Source organism: Legionella maceachernii (assembly GCF_900167045.1).
GTDB lineage: Bacteria > Pseudomonadota > Gammaproteobacteria > Legionellales > Legionellaceae > Tatlockia > Tatlockia maceachernii.
In genome coordinates this window covers 162,082-177,187 of sequence record NZ_FUXJ01000007.1, presented here as the reverse complement: position 1 = coordinate 177,187, position 15,106 = coordinate 162,082, and the positions used below count along the sequence as shown (strand labels likewise).

Below are 15,106 nucleotides of genomic sequence, written 5' to 3'. Positions count from 1 at the left end.
TGCGGTTATCCTGTCTTTTAATCCATTCCACTTGCATCAGTAATCGCCCGAGAGGATAATGATTATTTTTTAAAATCAGTAGGCTAACGATGGAGTTTCTTTCACAATATGGTTTATTTCTTGTCAAAACGCTCACACTGGTTGTTTCCTTCCTGCTTGTTGTGGCAGGAGTATTAGCACTCGGTCGCAAACCCAAACCGGTACTCGAAATCACCTCTCTTAACAAAGAATATGAGACAACTAAACAACGAATGTCTCATGAGATAAAAAATAAAAAGCCAGAGAAGGCAAAAAAAGATAAAAAGAAGCAGAAAGAACAAAAAGCCAAACCCACTCTCTATGTCCTTGATTTTCATGGTGATATAAAGGCGTCACAAGTTGAGCAGCTTCGCGATGCAGTTAGCGCTGTTCTCTCCATTGTTCAAGAGAAAGACGAAGTCGTCGTTCGCTTAGAAAGCCCTGGAGGAGCTGTGAATGGTTATGGTTTAGCCGCTTCACAATTACAACGTTTGCGCGATAGGAATATTCCGCTCACAGTCTGTATTGATAAGATTGCTGCCAGTGGTGGTTACTTAATGGCTTGTGTTGCCAATCGTATTATTGCCGCACCCTTTGCAATTATTGGTTCGATCGGGGTAGTTGCGCAGCTTCCTAATTTTCATCGCTGGCTTAAAAAACACAATATCGATGTGGAGTTATTAACCGCAGGCGAATATAAACGAACCTTAACTTTATTTGGTGAAAACACAGAAAAAGGGCGTGAAAAATTTCAAGAAGATTTGGAAAAAATTCACGATGCATTTAAATCTGCTGTGCTTTCAAATCGCGGACAGTTAAATATTAACCAAGTTTCTACAGGGGAACACTGGCTGGCAAAGGATGCATTCGATTTAAAACTGGTGGATAGCTTAAAAACCAGCGATGATTACCTTGCTGAAAAGATGCAAGACTTCAATGCGTTTAAGATTGCCGTGCACGGGAAGAAATCAATGATGGAGAAGTTACTTAAGCCTGCGATGAAGCTGATTCATCCTTGGGCTTAAGCTGATCCAGTTTTTAGAAGGCTAAGAATATCGGCTTCTGATTTCTTTTAGTATATACCCGTGATCATCCAAAATGCTATGTTTTGGGCAACTTGATTTTTTTTGCTGGGATTATTTTAAAAACGAGTAATAGCAAGTCCTATTGGGAATTTTTAAAATAATCCCAGGCGGAAAAAGCAATAGACCAAAAATAGCGTTTTGGATGATCACGGGTATATACTTAGGGTAATACCAGAAAATGGAGTGAAATATGAACGATTTCAAATCAAAATTACCTGACTTTAAAGAATTTTCTTCCATGGCAAGTAAATTATTCAAGGACGTCAAAACAAGCGTTTGTGAAATTATTGAAGAATATAAAAAGAAACGCGCTGAAGAAGAAGCCGCTGCTGCAAACAAAGGTGAAACGCAAACAGCAGAAGTCCACGTAGAGAAAAAGGTCAAAACACCTGAGGGAGAAGAAGCGCAAACCGCTACGGTGAAAGTAAAGAAAAAAGAATCCCCTAAAAAAGAAGAAGCGATTAAAAGAGAGGATACAGAGGGTAACAAAAGTTAACGTGTTGAGTATCAACTACCATCTGTCATCATCCTGATCAAAGCGACGGACCTCCTAACTTGCCCGGTAATTTCATCGGAGTAGTTGCCCCTCATGGGGCGAGCTTTCATGCGCGTTCGGGACGAGTTAAACCATACTTACGCATTTTTTCAACCAACGTGGTGCGTCGCATATTCAGATAACTTGCCGCATGAGCAACCACCCAATCCGATTCATCTAATGCTTGATTAATTAAAGCCAATTCGGTTTTTACCAAGTGTTCCTTAAGATCAATACCGTCTCCTTCATTCGTTTGGTCTTGACTAACCATTTCCAGCAGAGTTTCTCGCTCGTTGCCTACTGCTCGACGCGCTGAAGCCTTATCCACTCTAAATCGTCTAGGTAATTCATCCTTATCTACAATTCCATTAGGGAATAAGATGGATAAGCGTTCGACAAGATTGGCAAGCTCTCGCACATTGCCGGGCCATTCATAATGGCTTAAGACTTCTAATGCACCAGGCATTAGACGAACACTAGGTCTATTTTCACCTTCTATTCTGGAAACTAATTCATTAATCAATAACGACAAATCTTCGCGTCTTTCTCGTAACGGAGGCATGTCAATTGGAAAAACATTCAAACGATAAAAAAGATCTTCGCGGAATTTCCCTTCTTTTATGGCTACTTCCAAATTGCGGTGAGTTGCTGCGATAATTCTTACGTTGACTTCAATGCTTTTATTAGAACCAACGCGTTCAAAACAACGCTCTTGCAATACACGCAATAGCTTTACTTGCATGGCTAAGGGCATATCGCCAATTTCATCAAGAAATAAAGTTCCACCGTTAGCCAGCTCAAACCGCCCTTGCCTAGAAGTGATAGCGCCTGTGAACGCCCCTTTTTCATGACCGAATAATTCACTTTCCAATAACTCACCAGGAATAGCACCACAGTTAATCGGAATGAATGGTTTGTTTGCACGAGACGAAAGAGCGTGAATGTTTCTCGCTACGACCTCTTTACCGGTGCCTGATTCACCCAGTATTAATACACTTGCTTCAGTATCAGCAACCTGCGCAATCAACTTGCGTACTTGACGTATCGACTCACTGTTCCCCACTAAACTGCGAAATAGCGGTGTTCTTTTTTTGCCGTTTACCTCAATAGGTTCTTGAGCAATCTGGCATTTGTGCAATGCTTCAAGCATTTGTGAATAAGTGAAGGGAAAATGAAGGCTCGCTAGCACGTTTTTGGTGGTGTAATGACTTGCTGGCAAAGGGGAATCAATCAAGATCACGGATAAATAAGGGGCAATATGAATCAGCTCCTCCAAAAACCCCAATGAATCACTGAACGATTCATGGGCTCCCGCCACAATAGTGTGGGCTTTGTCATATGGAAAGGAGCGCCAATTGCTGTAATTGGCAAGATAACAAGTCTCACCAACGAAATTTAGAATGGTACTAAGCTTGCGGCAACGTTCTTCATTGTCATCAATGATTATAATTGTTTCATTGCTGCTCATAGCTGATCCTATCCGTATATCATCTATTGTTGAGTATTGGTTACTAACGCTCATTCTGTCAAATCCATGACGAATTTTTTTCTAAGCGTCATAACAACTGTAAAATTAAGGGCAAAATCTCGTTACCGATAGCATGTGATGTACGCAAAAGCGTTACACTGATGACCAAAACATAGCTTTTGATTACCAATTGCCTTGGTCGCCGCAATGTTTTGCTGTAGAGCATAGCGTGAAGCACGTAAATAACCCATACGACGGCAAAAGGAAAACGCAGCTCGTCGCCCACAGTTTCGCTGCCCATCGTAACACCAAGCCACACGAAACTGCTCAAAGCGAGGGTATACGAATCGCCTAAAGCGATAATGGTAGGGTTTAGGTGGAATAGGGGTAAGATCAGCTACACAACGAATTGTTTTAAAACCATTGCATCGCCAGCCCTTACAACGCATTGAGCTAGAAATGAAATTGGTTAGGCCCACATTGTAATCGATGACTTGCTGGTCGGCCCGTAAGTATCCCATCATTTGGCAATAGCGCGAAGCCACCGGCAACCCACAGTGTTTGCTGTCTACGGTGCAATAATTTAAACGCTCACCGTGATAGGTCGGTAACCAAAAATTACGATAAAAATAATTGCTGCGGTTAGCTGCATAGGTGTTACTTATCACCGACAGCGTTAATGCACAAACTACAACTATTCTTCCTAAAAAAGCCATTATAACAATCCCTTAACTGCTTAAATGACATGTTAGCGTATTCTCTGAAGCAAAGCGAGAGGCCTTCCATTTCCCTACACGGTACTGAGGACAACAACCCACTGATCTAATAACTCAAAGCAACCTTCGTTTGACCCACAATATCCGCGAGACGAGTGAGGAGCTCATCACTGGGTGAAACTGACCATTGAGACGCTAAGCAAAGCGTTGCTTTCACTGAAGGGTTGGCATAGTGGATTTGCACAACACATTCACCTTTATTTGCCTTTAAAATAGATTGCAGCGTTGGAAGAATGGAAATGTGCTCCTGATTCAAGCTAAGTGTTAAACATTTTGCAAAACGAGTTCGCGCCTCACCAATCGAATACAGATGGCTAGCAGTCATTTTAACGCCGCCACTGTAATCATCGGCTGCAATTTCTCCCTCAACCACAAGCATTTGTGCCATTTGCACTTGTGTCTGTTGCGCTTCATAGAGCTCAGAAAACACCACAATATCAAGTTTTGCGCTGGAATCTTCAAGACTAACGATGGTTAATTTTTTACCTCGTTTTGTCATAACTCGTCTCACCGCAGTCACGAGCCCACAAACCACTGCTTTTTTCATGGCAGAGGGATTTAAACGACCTATGGGTTGAATAAAGGCTTTAAATTCCTGACAATAATAAGCAGCTGGATGCCCCGTTAGATAAAGCCCAAGGGTCTCTTTTTCGCCCTCTAAACGCTGTATTTCAGGCCAGGGTTTGCACTCAAGATAATCTTCTTGATTGGCGGTATCTTCCAGCAAAGAGAACAAATCTGTTTGACCGCTTAACTGATTTTGATGGGTTTTATCAGCCACTTTTAATGCTTTTTCTAAAGACGCGAAGAGCACAGAGCGCTCGACTCCCCAATCATCCAAAGCACCACTTTTTATGAGCGCTTCCAGCACTCGCCGGTTCACTTTTCGTAGATCAAGCCGCTGACATAAGCCAAATAAGCCAGTATAGGCCCCTTTTGCTTTGCGCTCTTCTATGATGCAATTAATCGCCGATTCCCCGACGCCTTTGATTGCGCCAAGTCCGTACAGAATAGTGTGATTGTCTTTTACGGTGAATTGATAAAAAGAATGATTGATGGAGGGAGGCAAAACCTTAAGCTTCATTTGCTCGCACTCATCGATAAAAGTGACGACCTTATCGGTATTATCCATGTCCGAAGACATGACTGCAGCCATGAAGGCAGCGGGGAAATGGGCCTTTAACCAGGCAGTTTGATAAGCGACAAGAGCGTAAGCAGCAGAATGCGATTTATTAAAACCATAGCCAGCAAACTTTTCCATTAAATCAAAAATATAAGTTGCGGTTTGCTCATCGACCCCGCGTGCTTTCGCACCCTCGGTAAAAATAGCCCTTTGCTTTGCCATCTCCTCCGGTTTTTTCTTACCCATAGCGCGACGCAGTAAATCCGCAGCACCCAGCGTATAATTCGCTAGCACCTGGGCAATTTGCATCACTTGTTCTTGATAAAGGATGACTCCGTAGGTTGGTTTTAATATAGGTTCTAAATCAGGATGAGGGTATTCGACTTTTGCTCGTCCATGTTTCCGATCAATAAAATCATCCACCATTCCCGATTGAAGTGGCCCTGGTCTAAATAAAGCCACTAAAGCGATAATATCTTCAAAGCAATCAGGCTGTAAGCGATGAATTAACTCTTTCATGCCACGCGATTCCAACTGAAATACCGCCGTTGTTTGACATGCCTTCAATAAATTGAATGTTTGCTCATCATCGGTGGGAATCACCGAAATATCCACGGGCTCCTCGTCTTGCTCTCGCCGTTGCTTATTCACAATGGCAAGGGCCCAATCAATAATGGTCAATGTCCGCAAACCTAGAAAATCAAATTTGACTAAGCCCACGGCCTCCACATCGTCTTTATCAAATTGACTTACAATTTGCGTTGAGCCTTGTTCACAATAAATCGCAGTAAAATCGGTTAACTTCGATGGAGCTATCACCACGCCACCGGCATGTTTCCCAGCGTTTCGCGTAATCCCTTCCAGCTTTAACGCCAAATCAAACAATTCCTTCACTTCTTCTTCATCTTGATAACGACGCTGTAATTCAGCCTCATCTTCAAGCGCTTTATGCAGGGTCATACCGATTTCAAAAGGAATTAATTTGGCCAATTTGTCAACAAAACCATAGGGATGCCCGAGCACTCGTCCTACGTCCCGAACTACTGCTTTAGCTGCCATAGTACCAAACGTGATAATCTGCGATACGCTTTGCCGGCCATATTTCTCAGCCACGTACTCAATCACTCGATCACGCCCTTCCATGCAAAAATCAATATCAAAATCAGGCATTGACACGCGCTCAGGATTCAAGAAGCGCTCAAACAGTAGCTCATATTGCAAAGGGTCAAGATCCGTAATTTTTAGCGCATAGGCCACTAAAGAACCTGCACCTGATCCACGTCCTGGGCCTACTGGGACACCATTTTGCTTAGCCCAATGAATAAAATCCGCGACAATCAAGAAATAGCCTGGAAAACCCATCGAGTTAATCACGTCTAACTCGATCTGCAAACGCTCATCATAAGGGGATCGTGAAGCCTGAATCACTTCAGGCGGCTTTCCACGGAAAATTTGCAGAAGCCGCTCTTCCAGCCCCTTTTTAGATAGGCTTGAGAGATACGCTTCGACTGTCGAGCCCTCGGGAATAGGAAAATTAGGCAAATAATTATTGCCTAAATCAAGCTTTACTGTGCAACGCTTGCTGATTTCAACCGTATTTTTTACTGCCTGGGGTAAGTCCTTAAATAATTCAATCATTTCATCGGCTGAGCGCAAATATTGCGCAGCACTGTATTGGTGATGACGGCGTGGATCAGCTAACGTGAACCCTTCATGAATACATACTCTTGCTTCATGGGCATCAAAATCCCCTTTGTGAATGAATCGCACATCGTTCGTGGCAACCAAAGGCAGGTTTACCGTTTCTGCCAAGCGAACAATTTTTTCATTGTAAGCCACCTCATCTGCACGACCTGTCCGCTGGATTTCCAGGTAAAAGCGATCTGGAAATAATTGGGCAAACGATTTTGCCAATGAATAAGCTTCTGCTTCATTATCCGTCAATAACGCTTTGCCAATCGCACCTGTCCTTCCCCCCGATAAAGCAATCAATCCGTCGGCGTGCTGACTGATCCAGGCATGGTGGACACGAGGTTGGCCTTGATATTGGCCTTCTTGATAGGCTTTTGAGACTAAGCGGGTTAAATTTCGATAACCTATTTCATTCTGACAGAGAAGCACAAGCGAGGTGATCTGTTCGGGATGATTTGGATCGTGACAGGGTAAATCAGCACCTAAAATTGGCTTCACCCCAACCTCTATTGCGGCTTTAAACACTTTGACCGCTGCAAAAAGGTTACAAAAATCAGTTACCGCTACGGCATTCATTCCTTTTTCAACAATGGCGCTCATTAATGGCTTAATTCGAACCAAGCCATCAACCATTGAAAATTCGGTATGTACACGTAAATGAACAAAACGCGATAGCATAAGCTTAAGCTTTCCCAGAAGTCGATGAATGCACTCTACCGAAGTCGGCAAGTTAGGGCAAGAGTTAAAAGCGCTAAAGAGATCCCTCACTACGTTCGGGACGACAACACCACCGTCATCCTGAGCAACGCGAAGGACCTCCAGACTCTTGGCAATAACCCCACCAAGGAGGTCCTTCGCTTCACTCAGGACGACAACACCACCGTCATCCTGAGCAACGCGAAGGACCTCCAGACTCTTGGCAGTAACCCCACCAAGGAGATCCTTCGCTTCGCTCAGGACGACAACACTCACTGTCATCCTGAGCAATGCGAAGGACCTCCCGACTCTTGGCAATAACCCAACCAAGGAGATCCCTCACTACGCTCAGGACGACAACACTCACTGCCATCCTGAGCAACGCGAAGGACCTCCCCACTCTTGGCAATAACCCCACCAAGGAGATCCCTCACTTCGCTCAGGACGACAACACCACCGTCATCCTGAGCAACGCGAAGGACCTCCCGACTCTTGGCAATAACCCTGACAGGAAATCAACTCAGGTTTATCTCCCTCCATCACTACCTTTCCATCGCATAATTGCTAAATATTTATTCGTAACGCCCAATTTTTTATTCGCATTTTGTAGATGAAAATTAACTGTCCTTTGAGAGATCCCCAGTGTGATTGCAATACTATCGACTCTCACGCCTTTTGCTGTGAGTATTAAGCATTGCTGCTCACGTCGCGTTAATTTTACGCTGTTCATAGCTCCATTTAATAGAAACTTTCTAAGGTAGTGAAAATAACATTGAGTAATTGCCATCCACTGATATTGTTTCAGCTCCCAACCTTGCAAACCGGTTTCATTCTGCCGTTGGTGCAAAACTAAAATTAGAAAATCACTCTCAAACCCATGTGAAGAGATATTCAATCCTTTATCAATACCAAATTCAATTGATTCCAGGCGGATTCTTGCCTCTCGCTTATTTTTTGCTCGTTTTAATTGCTCTTGAACATCCCAAAACACGGGCAAGAGAGACTGCTCGGAGCATTCGAGTGTTCGGTCAATATCCGCATAATGTTCGCCAAGATAATGGTGATGCCAAGGGCGCAAATTGGCGCTTGCCCAATCATAGATAAGTTTAGAACCTGTCTTAGTATGCTGACTGTAGTAGGTTATGGCGAAACTTCCTATTCCTTGTTTAGCGAAATAGTTAACCAACATTAAATTCAGTCCCTCTAAAGAAGTCGCCAAGGACATGCGTTGACAAATTTCAAGCATATTTTTCCAAAACCTGATATAAAAGACAGGTTTTTAACTGAAAACGAGCTGTTATTATACATTTGATTTAAAAAAAACTCACCATAGAGGGTTGTATGAATAAACTAATGGCGATTATTCCTTTTCTTCCAGCGCTTGCGTTTTCAGCGCCTATAACAAATAACATCACGGGTGTCGGTCCTAGCGGCTCTATTAAGCCTTATATTTGTATTCAAAAAACTGATGAAACCGTGTCTTTAAAGCTTGCTCCAGGCATGACTGGCGATGCCAATCAAGCCTCTGGCAACCCAGGTTATGCTGGCGGCACCATTCGCTTTGATGGCTGCACCAAAGATAATACTTATCTCGGTTATATTGGCTTTCTCATTAGTAATAATGGCAATAACGCAATCAATGAGTACAAACCACCTGATGGAGTGCATATTGCGCTCAAAAATCCGGCTATTGATGGATTAGGCCATGTTACGGGTTCAATTGAATACACGTCCATTGATGAGAATCCTAATTTAATTCAAGCCAAAGCAGGTAAAAACTGGCCTTTTGTTGGGATTAATTTAGCAGGAATGGAATTTGGCAAAGTCATTGATCCTACCGTTATCCCCAATCTTTCCCTTGCTGATGCCAATTCGACGAGTTCTGATTTAAAGGATACCGAAGCGTTTATCAAAGCAGGGATTAACACGGTGCGAGTTCCAATAAGCTGGGGATTTCTTCAATTGAATGGACCCGGTACAGGTCAACTCCATGAAGCCTATTACGACAATTACATTGGGCCTTTGTTACGTTCACTCACGCAAGCAAAAGTGCATACTATCGTTGATTTACATGCCTACATGCGTTACTCCAAATTTGGTGAGCAAATTTCAGGCTGTAATCCGGCGGTTACGGCCAATTGCCCTGACGGAACTTTAATTACCGATGAAACCGCCTATCAGTCTATTTGGGGACAACTCGCACAGCGGATGCAAAAGGACAATAAAATCGATAAGAACTACCTCATGATTGATTTAATGAATGAGCCTGTCAACGTCCCAGACGATAAAGTATTCACAATACAAGCTGCTTTAATCAAAATGCTTCAGGAGCAACATTTTAGTGGCTATATTTTGGTCGAAGGTAACAGCTGGACTGGATTGCATTCATGGACTACTCATCAATGGACTGGTTCAGATGGCACAGCTTATACTAATGCCATCTTGTTTACGCGCGACAATTTTGCGCAGGCAGGGGTCACCGATTTATCCAAAGTGCTGATTAATGTTCATCAATACCTTGATGCCGATTATAGCGGAACACATGACACGTGCTTGCAAGATTTATCAACTACCGGACCCAACGGCTTTAATTTAAATGCCTTTGTGGACTATTTAAATACCAATCAGTTACAAGCTATAGTCACTGAATTCGGTACAGGTAGGAGTGCTGAAAGCTGTCGTACTCCGTTGACGCAATTTATGCAATACATGCAGGACAATGCTGCAAAAGACAAAGGCTACGGGTTTGTAGGTTGGACTATCTGGTCGACTGGGCATGGATGGGGCAATTATAACCTGCGGGTTTTACCTAATTCATACCAAATGGACGTGTTGAAGCAGTTTTTATAGACGCTTTTGGAGGTTGGGTCCTCAGCCTTGACCCAACCCTTGTATTATTCCTTTGCTGCCTCAGCCAGCAAGTGAAACGCAAGGAGAGAAAGAAGCTCTAAAGCCAATAATCTTAGATGCGTGGGTTCATAGGCGTAGGCAATAAAAATTTCTTCACTAAGAATAAAGGCTGCCCAAAACATCATGCTGATAGCAAAAGCAAGATTAACGCATTTCCATTTATTTCTTCCTTTCCAGAATGCAAAAAAGGCTATGAAAAATAGCGTTGATGAAATAGCCTGGATAAACACACCCAAAATAAATAATAACTCTAGTAAAGGAAAGGAGGTATCAAACTTAAAAATTAACTCTTTTAGGAAAAGAAAATTACCCGAATTAAATTTTTGGGTATTAATGATATTTAAAGCATCCATTAGATTGACCACATTCGTTAGGCATGCAATAAAAAACCACAGTGCATAAAAAAGCAAAATGCCCAGCTTGATATAATGCAGCCCAAAATTTTTTCTATCTTTTCCACCACCAATATAACGCATCGCTCACCCCGTACTATGATGGGGATCAAACGCATCCCGCACCGCATCAGCAAATAGATTAGAAGCTAATACTAAAATAAACATGCAAGCAAAAGCAGAGAGCATAGGCCACCAGACAATGGGATCTCGGGCTAATTCAAGTCGGGCGCCATTAATCATATTACCCCAGCTAATGGTCATTGGCGAGACCCCTACTCCCACATACGACAGAACCGCTTCGGCAAGCACCAAGAAACTGAAATCTAAAACGAGCGTGATTAAAATAATATGCATCACATTGGGTAGAAGATGTTTGCGCAGAATGGTCAATGAACTACTGCCCAAAGCACGCGCCGCTAAAACGTAATCAATTTCCCTTAACTTCAAGGTTTCGGCACGTAGCAATCGACATAAACTGGTCCAACTGGTTACTCCTAAAATTAAACACAAAGCCAGCAACCGAGCATCCGCGCTTTTGCTCAAGGTTGAAAACTGTTGCGGATGATTAGCAATGTACGTTTGCATGGATAAGACCGACGCAGTAATTAATAAAACCCCTGGAATAGAACTCAATGTAATGTAAACGTATTGAATAATGTCATCTATCCAGCCGCCAAAATACCCTGCTGAAATACCTAAAAGTAAAGCCAACGGTAACATAAATAACGTGGTTAAAATCCCAATGATAAGGCCTGTCCGAATGCTTTTAACCGTGTAATAAAAGATATCCTGTCCTATTTTACCCGTACCCAAAAGATGCAAATCTCGGGATATCCTGTAACTGGCAAAAATGACAAATACGCAAACGAATAAACTAATAAGCGCACTTAAACCACTAGACGTAAGTGTAAACTGTAGTTTTTTAAACCTTAACCCCTTCACTATGACTACGGCCAACCAAAGGACTCCCGCAATAAGAAGGCTCAATAACAGAGCTTGATATACTTTTTGTGCAATGAATTGATGTTTAATGGTGTCGTTTTTTATCACAAGAGGAGGGTATTTTAACCGAGGGTAAATTTGCTGGGCGCTACCCTTCACCAGCACTGTCTCGGAGCTATACAAATTCAATGCTAGGGGAGCAGAATAGGTTTTCTCATACGTACTACCGAGTGGCGCTAGTAATCGATCTAAAATGGAATTGTTTTGAATGGTAGAAAGCTCGGTATTTTCATCAATGGCCCTTGAGGTTAAATGAATGGAATCCATAATGCCAATTATCAGAAAAAACAGTAATACTATCCCGGCGCTCACTGCCAAAGGCCGATGCAAAATACGTTGAAACGCTCGCCTGATATGCCTTTTTCTCAAGCTAATCAAACTGATAATAAGACTTATCAGTAAGACAGACAAAAAACATTGATCAGTCCATAATAATTCCATGGTTAATTAAACCTCACCCTAGGATCCACAAGGGTATAAGAAATGTCAGTTAAGATTAACCCCAAAATATAAAGAATAGAACCCAAAAACACCATTGAACGCACTATTGCAAAATCCTGCTGCCCGATAGCATCAATGATATAACTTCCAAGACCCGGCACACCAAAAAACGATTCAAGCACTAAGCTGCCCATAAACAGAGAAGGGATCAACACAACCACTCCAGTAAGGATGGGTAGCATGGCATTTTTTAAAACATGATGGAACAATATTTTGACTTCAGATAACCCCTTGGCACGAGCGGTTTTGACATAATCCTTGTTTAATTCTTCTAAAAATAAGGTTCGATACCACCGCGAACCCGATCCTAGACCTGCTAATACCGTTACTAGGACAGGCAATACAATAAACTTAATGGCCTCAATTCCACCGTCATAACCAGATATAGGGACTAGGCGTAAAATTTTCCCAAAAATATATTGCCCACCGATAATGTAAAAAAGACTGGAAATCGACATGAGAACAATACAAAAAACGACCCCAGTTAAATCCAGATATGACGTGCGAAAAAAGGCCATGGACATCGCAAACACAATATCGGCTAACATACCAAAAATAAGGATGGGGATGGCAATCGCTAAACTTGGCCACATGCGATGTGAGATATCATAGCCAATATCCCTTCCCCCATCTGAAATTCCAAAATCAAAGGTGAATAACCGTAATGATTTTTGAAAAAAAAGCGTTTGAGTAAAGTGTTGAAATCCTGTTTTTTCTTCATTATAAAACAACGGTAAATCATACCCACGCTGCGCTTTCCATTGCATAATAGCAGCGGGTTTTACATACTTTTGTCCCAATTGCATGCGCGCCATATCATCCGGTGAATTAATCATAAAAAATAAAGCAAAGGTGAGCACATTAATTCCAAATAAAATGGGAATTGCATAGAGAATTCGTCGCAATAAATAATAAATCATCGTTTCACTCTCATCGCCTTCTGCTTCTCTTTCCTATAATAAGCAACAAGCAAAGGGAGTAAAGAAAGCAGGAAAAATAAAAGTAATAATCCTATGGGCCACAATACCGGTTGATTCCACAGTTGCCGCAATTCGTTACGTTTAGCCACATCAATAGCGATGTATTTTAACGCACTTGTGCTTATCGTGTTCGGTTTGGTTGGGGAGACCCACTGTTGGGTCAAAATTAAGGTTTGTGAGTTAATCCCCCAAATCCAAGGGGCATCGTGCCTTAAAATCTCAACCATTTGATCAATCAGCTGCTGGCGAATAGCATCATTGTTGCGATTTTTCATGCGATCAAACAAGCGATCGAAGCGAGGGTTTTTATAATTTGCTGCATTTTCGCCACCGTACTCTACTTTTCCATTGGTACTGTAAAACATGAATAAGAAATTTTCGGGATCAGGATAATCCGCATTCCATCCCCAACTGAAAATTTGTGCATTACCTGTACGCATTTTGTCCTGAAAGCGATTATATTGTGTGGCTCGAAGATTAAGATCAATCCCGATACGAGCGAATTGCTTACGCATCCAATCCAATTGTGCCTTTTCATCCGGGTTTCCTGTAATTGAAACATCGTAATTGAGAATTAAGGGCTTGCCTGTCTTTGGATCACGCCCGGAAAGATACCCTGCTTCTCGTAGGAGCTTCTTCGCTTCGTTAATGGATTTTCTTCTTGCTTTTGTGCCGTCCCAATAATAAACGTAAGGGTTTATCCCTGCTGCTCCTTCTCTGTAGCCGAAAATGCCGGGTGGAATTGGACCTTGCGCCGCTTTTCCGCGACCATTTAAAAAAATGGCAATGTTTTCATCAAAATTTACTGCGATTGAAATCGCTAAGCGTAATTTTTTTGCTTGTTCTGTATACCCTCCAACAACGGGATCGAGCATATTAAACCCTAAATAGAAAAGCGTTGGATCCGTGGTTTGCGTGAGTTTCATTTTTTTATCAAGCATGGCTGGACTTAAGCGTGGCGCACCCGAGCGACTAATTTGAATGGCTTGATCAAAACTATCAGTACTAATGCCTGATAAATCGTAATAACCCTGCAAAAACTTATTCCACCGCGGAATCGATTCTTTCTCTAAAGTATAAACAGCGCGATCAATTAATGGTAATTTCGCTCCGGCATGCAATAAATACCCCTTTCTTTCGTCTTCGAGTGAACCCTCGCTTGGAAAATAGTCTTCCCTAAAATTGGGATTTCGATTCAAGATCATCTGTCGATTGGGGTTATTTTCACTGAGCATGAATGGCCCCGTACCCACAGGATACCACTCGAAACTGAGGTTTTTATCACGCATTCCCGCCTGCGAGTAAAACTGATCTGCTTCCCAAGGAATTGGAGCAAAAAAAGGCATGGCCAGCCAAAACATGAATTGCGGGTACTGGCCTTTGAGGGTTATCTCAAATGTGTAATCATCTAACTTTCGCAAACCAGCCATGGGGTATTTTCTTAAGTCAATGAATTCGCCTGATGCGAAAGGAAGAGTACTCGCGTATTCCCGAAAACCCACAATATGATCACTCATTAATCCATAGATTGCCGAATTAACTGCGGGATGAGCCAAGCGTTTAATTTCATACATGTAATCATCAACCGTTAACTCACGCGTCCCTGTGTATTTAAAATCTGATAACTTATTAATATCGTGCTCATCTAAATAATTCCGAGACAAATTTAAATAACGATACTTACCTTTTTTGTCTTTTGCTAAAGCAGGATGAGGCTGAAATAAAATACCGGGTTTGATATGAATGGTGTAAACAGTGTAGGCCACTTCTCCCTTTGTCACATCGTAGATAGGATGATAAAGCCTATCAAAGTAATGCACTTCTGGCATTGCAGTAGCAATCAATGGGACCACTTTATAAGGCCTGGTGAGGTAGTCGTAATGCAGAAGTGGCTCATAAATTTGCATGGTGAATTGATATTCGTT

General features: G+C 42.3%; 11 protein-coding genes. 3 read left to right on the top strand and 8 right to left on the bottom strand.

Features of this window, described 5'->3' with window-relative positions:
* Positions 1 to 89 precede the first annotated feature (89 nt).
* On the top strand, positions 90 to 1,043 hold the full coding sequence (gene sohB / locus B5D33_RS07740; RefSeq protein ID WP_058451739.1) for a protease SohB: 954 nt from the start codon (positions 90 to 92) through the stop codon (positions 1,041 to 1,043).
* A 250-nt stretch (positions 1,044 to 1,293) separates the two neighbouring features.
* Positions 1,294 to 1,599, top strand: coding sequence for a hypothetical protein (locus B5D33_RS07735; protein WP_058451740.1), 306 nt, complete (start codon positions 1,294 to 1,296; stop codon positions 1,597 to 1,599).
* Positions 1,600 to 1,705: 106 nt separating this feature from the next.
* Here the strand turns inward: B5D33_RS07735 and B5D33_RS07730 are convergent, their stop codons facing one another.
* From B5D33_RS07730 to B5D33_RS07715, 4 genes are all read right to left on the bottom strand, one after another.
* Entirely contained in the window at positions 1,706 to 3,106 is a 1,401-nt protein-coding gene (locus tag B5D33_RS07730; RefSeq protein WP_058451741.1) for a sigma-54 dependent transcriptional regulator, read from the bottom strand.
* A gap of 122 nt (positions 3,107 to 3,228) precedes the next feature.
* Positions 3,229 to 3,822 (bottom strand): hypothetical protein, encoded by a 594-nt coding sequence (locus B5D33_RS07725; RefSeq protein ID WP_058451742.1) that lies wholly within the window; start codon positions 3,820 to 3,822, stop codon positions 3,229 to 3,231.
* Between the two features lie 106 nt (positions 3,823 to 3,928).
* Positions 3,929 to 7,375: a DNA polymerase III subunit alpha gene (dnaE, locus tag B5D33_RS07720; RefSeq protein WP_058451743.1), complete on the bottom strand. Its 3,447-nt coding sequence runs from the start codon at positions 7,373 to 7,375 to the stop codon at positions 3,929 to 3,931.
* 544 nt (positions 7,376 to 7,919) lie between these two features.
* The gene (locus B5D33_RS07715; protein ID WP_058451085.1) at positions 7,920 to 8,639 is read right to left on the bottom strand and encodes a helix-turn-helix transcriptional regulator; all 720 of its coding nucleotides are present in this window, start codon (positions 8,637 to 8,639) and stop codon (positions 7,920 to 7,922) included.
* A gap of 95 nt (positions 8,640 to 8,734) precedes the next feature.
* On the opposite strand from B5D33_RS07715, the gene B5D33_RS07710 reads away from it, so the two are divergent.
* Positions 8,735 to 10,243, top strand: a complete 1,509-nt coding sequence (locus tag B5D33_RS07710) for a glycoside hydrolase family 5 protein (RefSeq protein ID WP_058451084.1) — start codon at positions 8,735 to 8,737, stop codon at positions 10,241 to 10,243.
* Between the two features lie 44 nt (positions 10,244 to 10,287).
* Here B5D33_RS07710 and B5D33_RS07705 read toward each other — a convergent pair whose 3' ends face one another.
* The 4 genes from B5D33_RS07705 to B5D33_RS07690 are packed head-to-tail and all read right to left on the bottom strand — an operon-like array spanning position 10,288 to position 15,010.
* Positions 10,288 to 10,779, bottom strand: a complete 492-nt coding sequence (locus B5D33_RS07705) for a hypothetical protein (protein ID WP_058451083.1) — start codon at positions 10,777 to 10,779, stop codon at positions 10,288 to 10,290.
* A gap of 3 nt (positions 10,780 to 10,782) precedes the next feature.
* Positions 10,783 to 12,141, bottom strand: coding sequence for an ABC transporter permease (locus B5D33_RS07700; protein ID WP_058451082.1), 1,359 nt, complete (start codon positions 12,139 to 12,141; stop codon positions 10,783 to 10,785).
* A gap of 2 nt (positions 12,142 to 12,143) precedes the next feature.
* The gene (locus tag B5D33_RS07695) at positions 12,144 to 13,121 is read right to left on the bottom strand and encodes an ABC transporter permease (RefSeq protein WP_058451081.1); all 978 of its coding nucleotides are present in this window, start codon (positions 13,119 to 13,121) and stop codon (positions 12,144 to 12,146) included.
* Positions 13,118 to 15,010, bottom strand: coding sequence for an ABC transporter substrate-binding protein (locus tag B5D33_RS07690; protein ID WP_411550301.1), 1,893 nt, complete (start codon positions 15,008 to 15,010; stop codon positions 13,118 to 13,120). Before B5D33_RS07690 ends, B5D33_RS07695 begins: the two co-directional genes overlap by 4 nt.
* Positions 15,011 to 15,106: the final 96 nt, after the last annotated feature.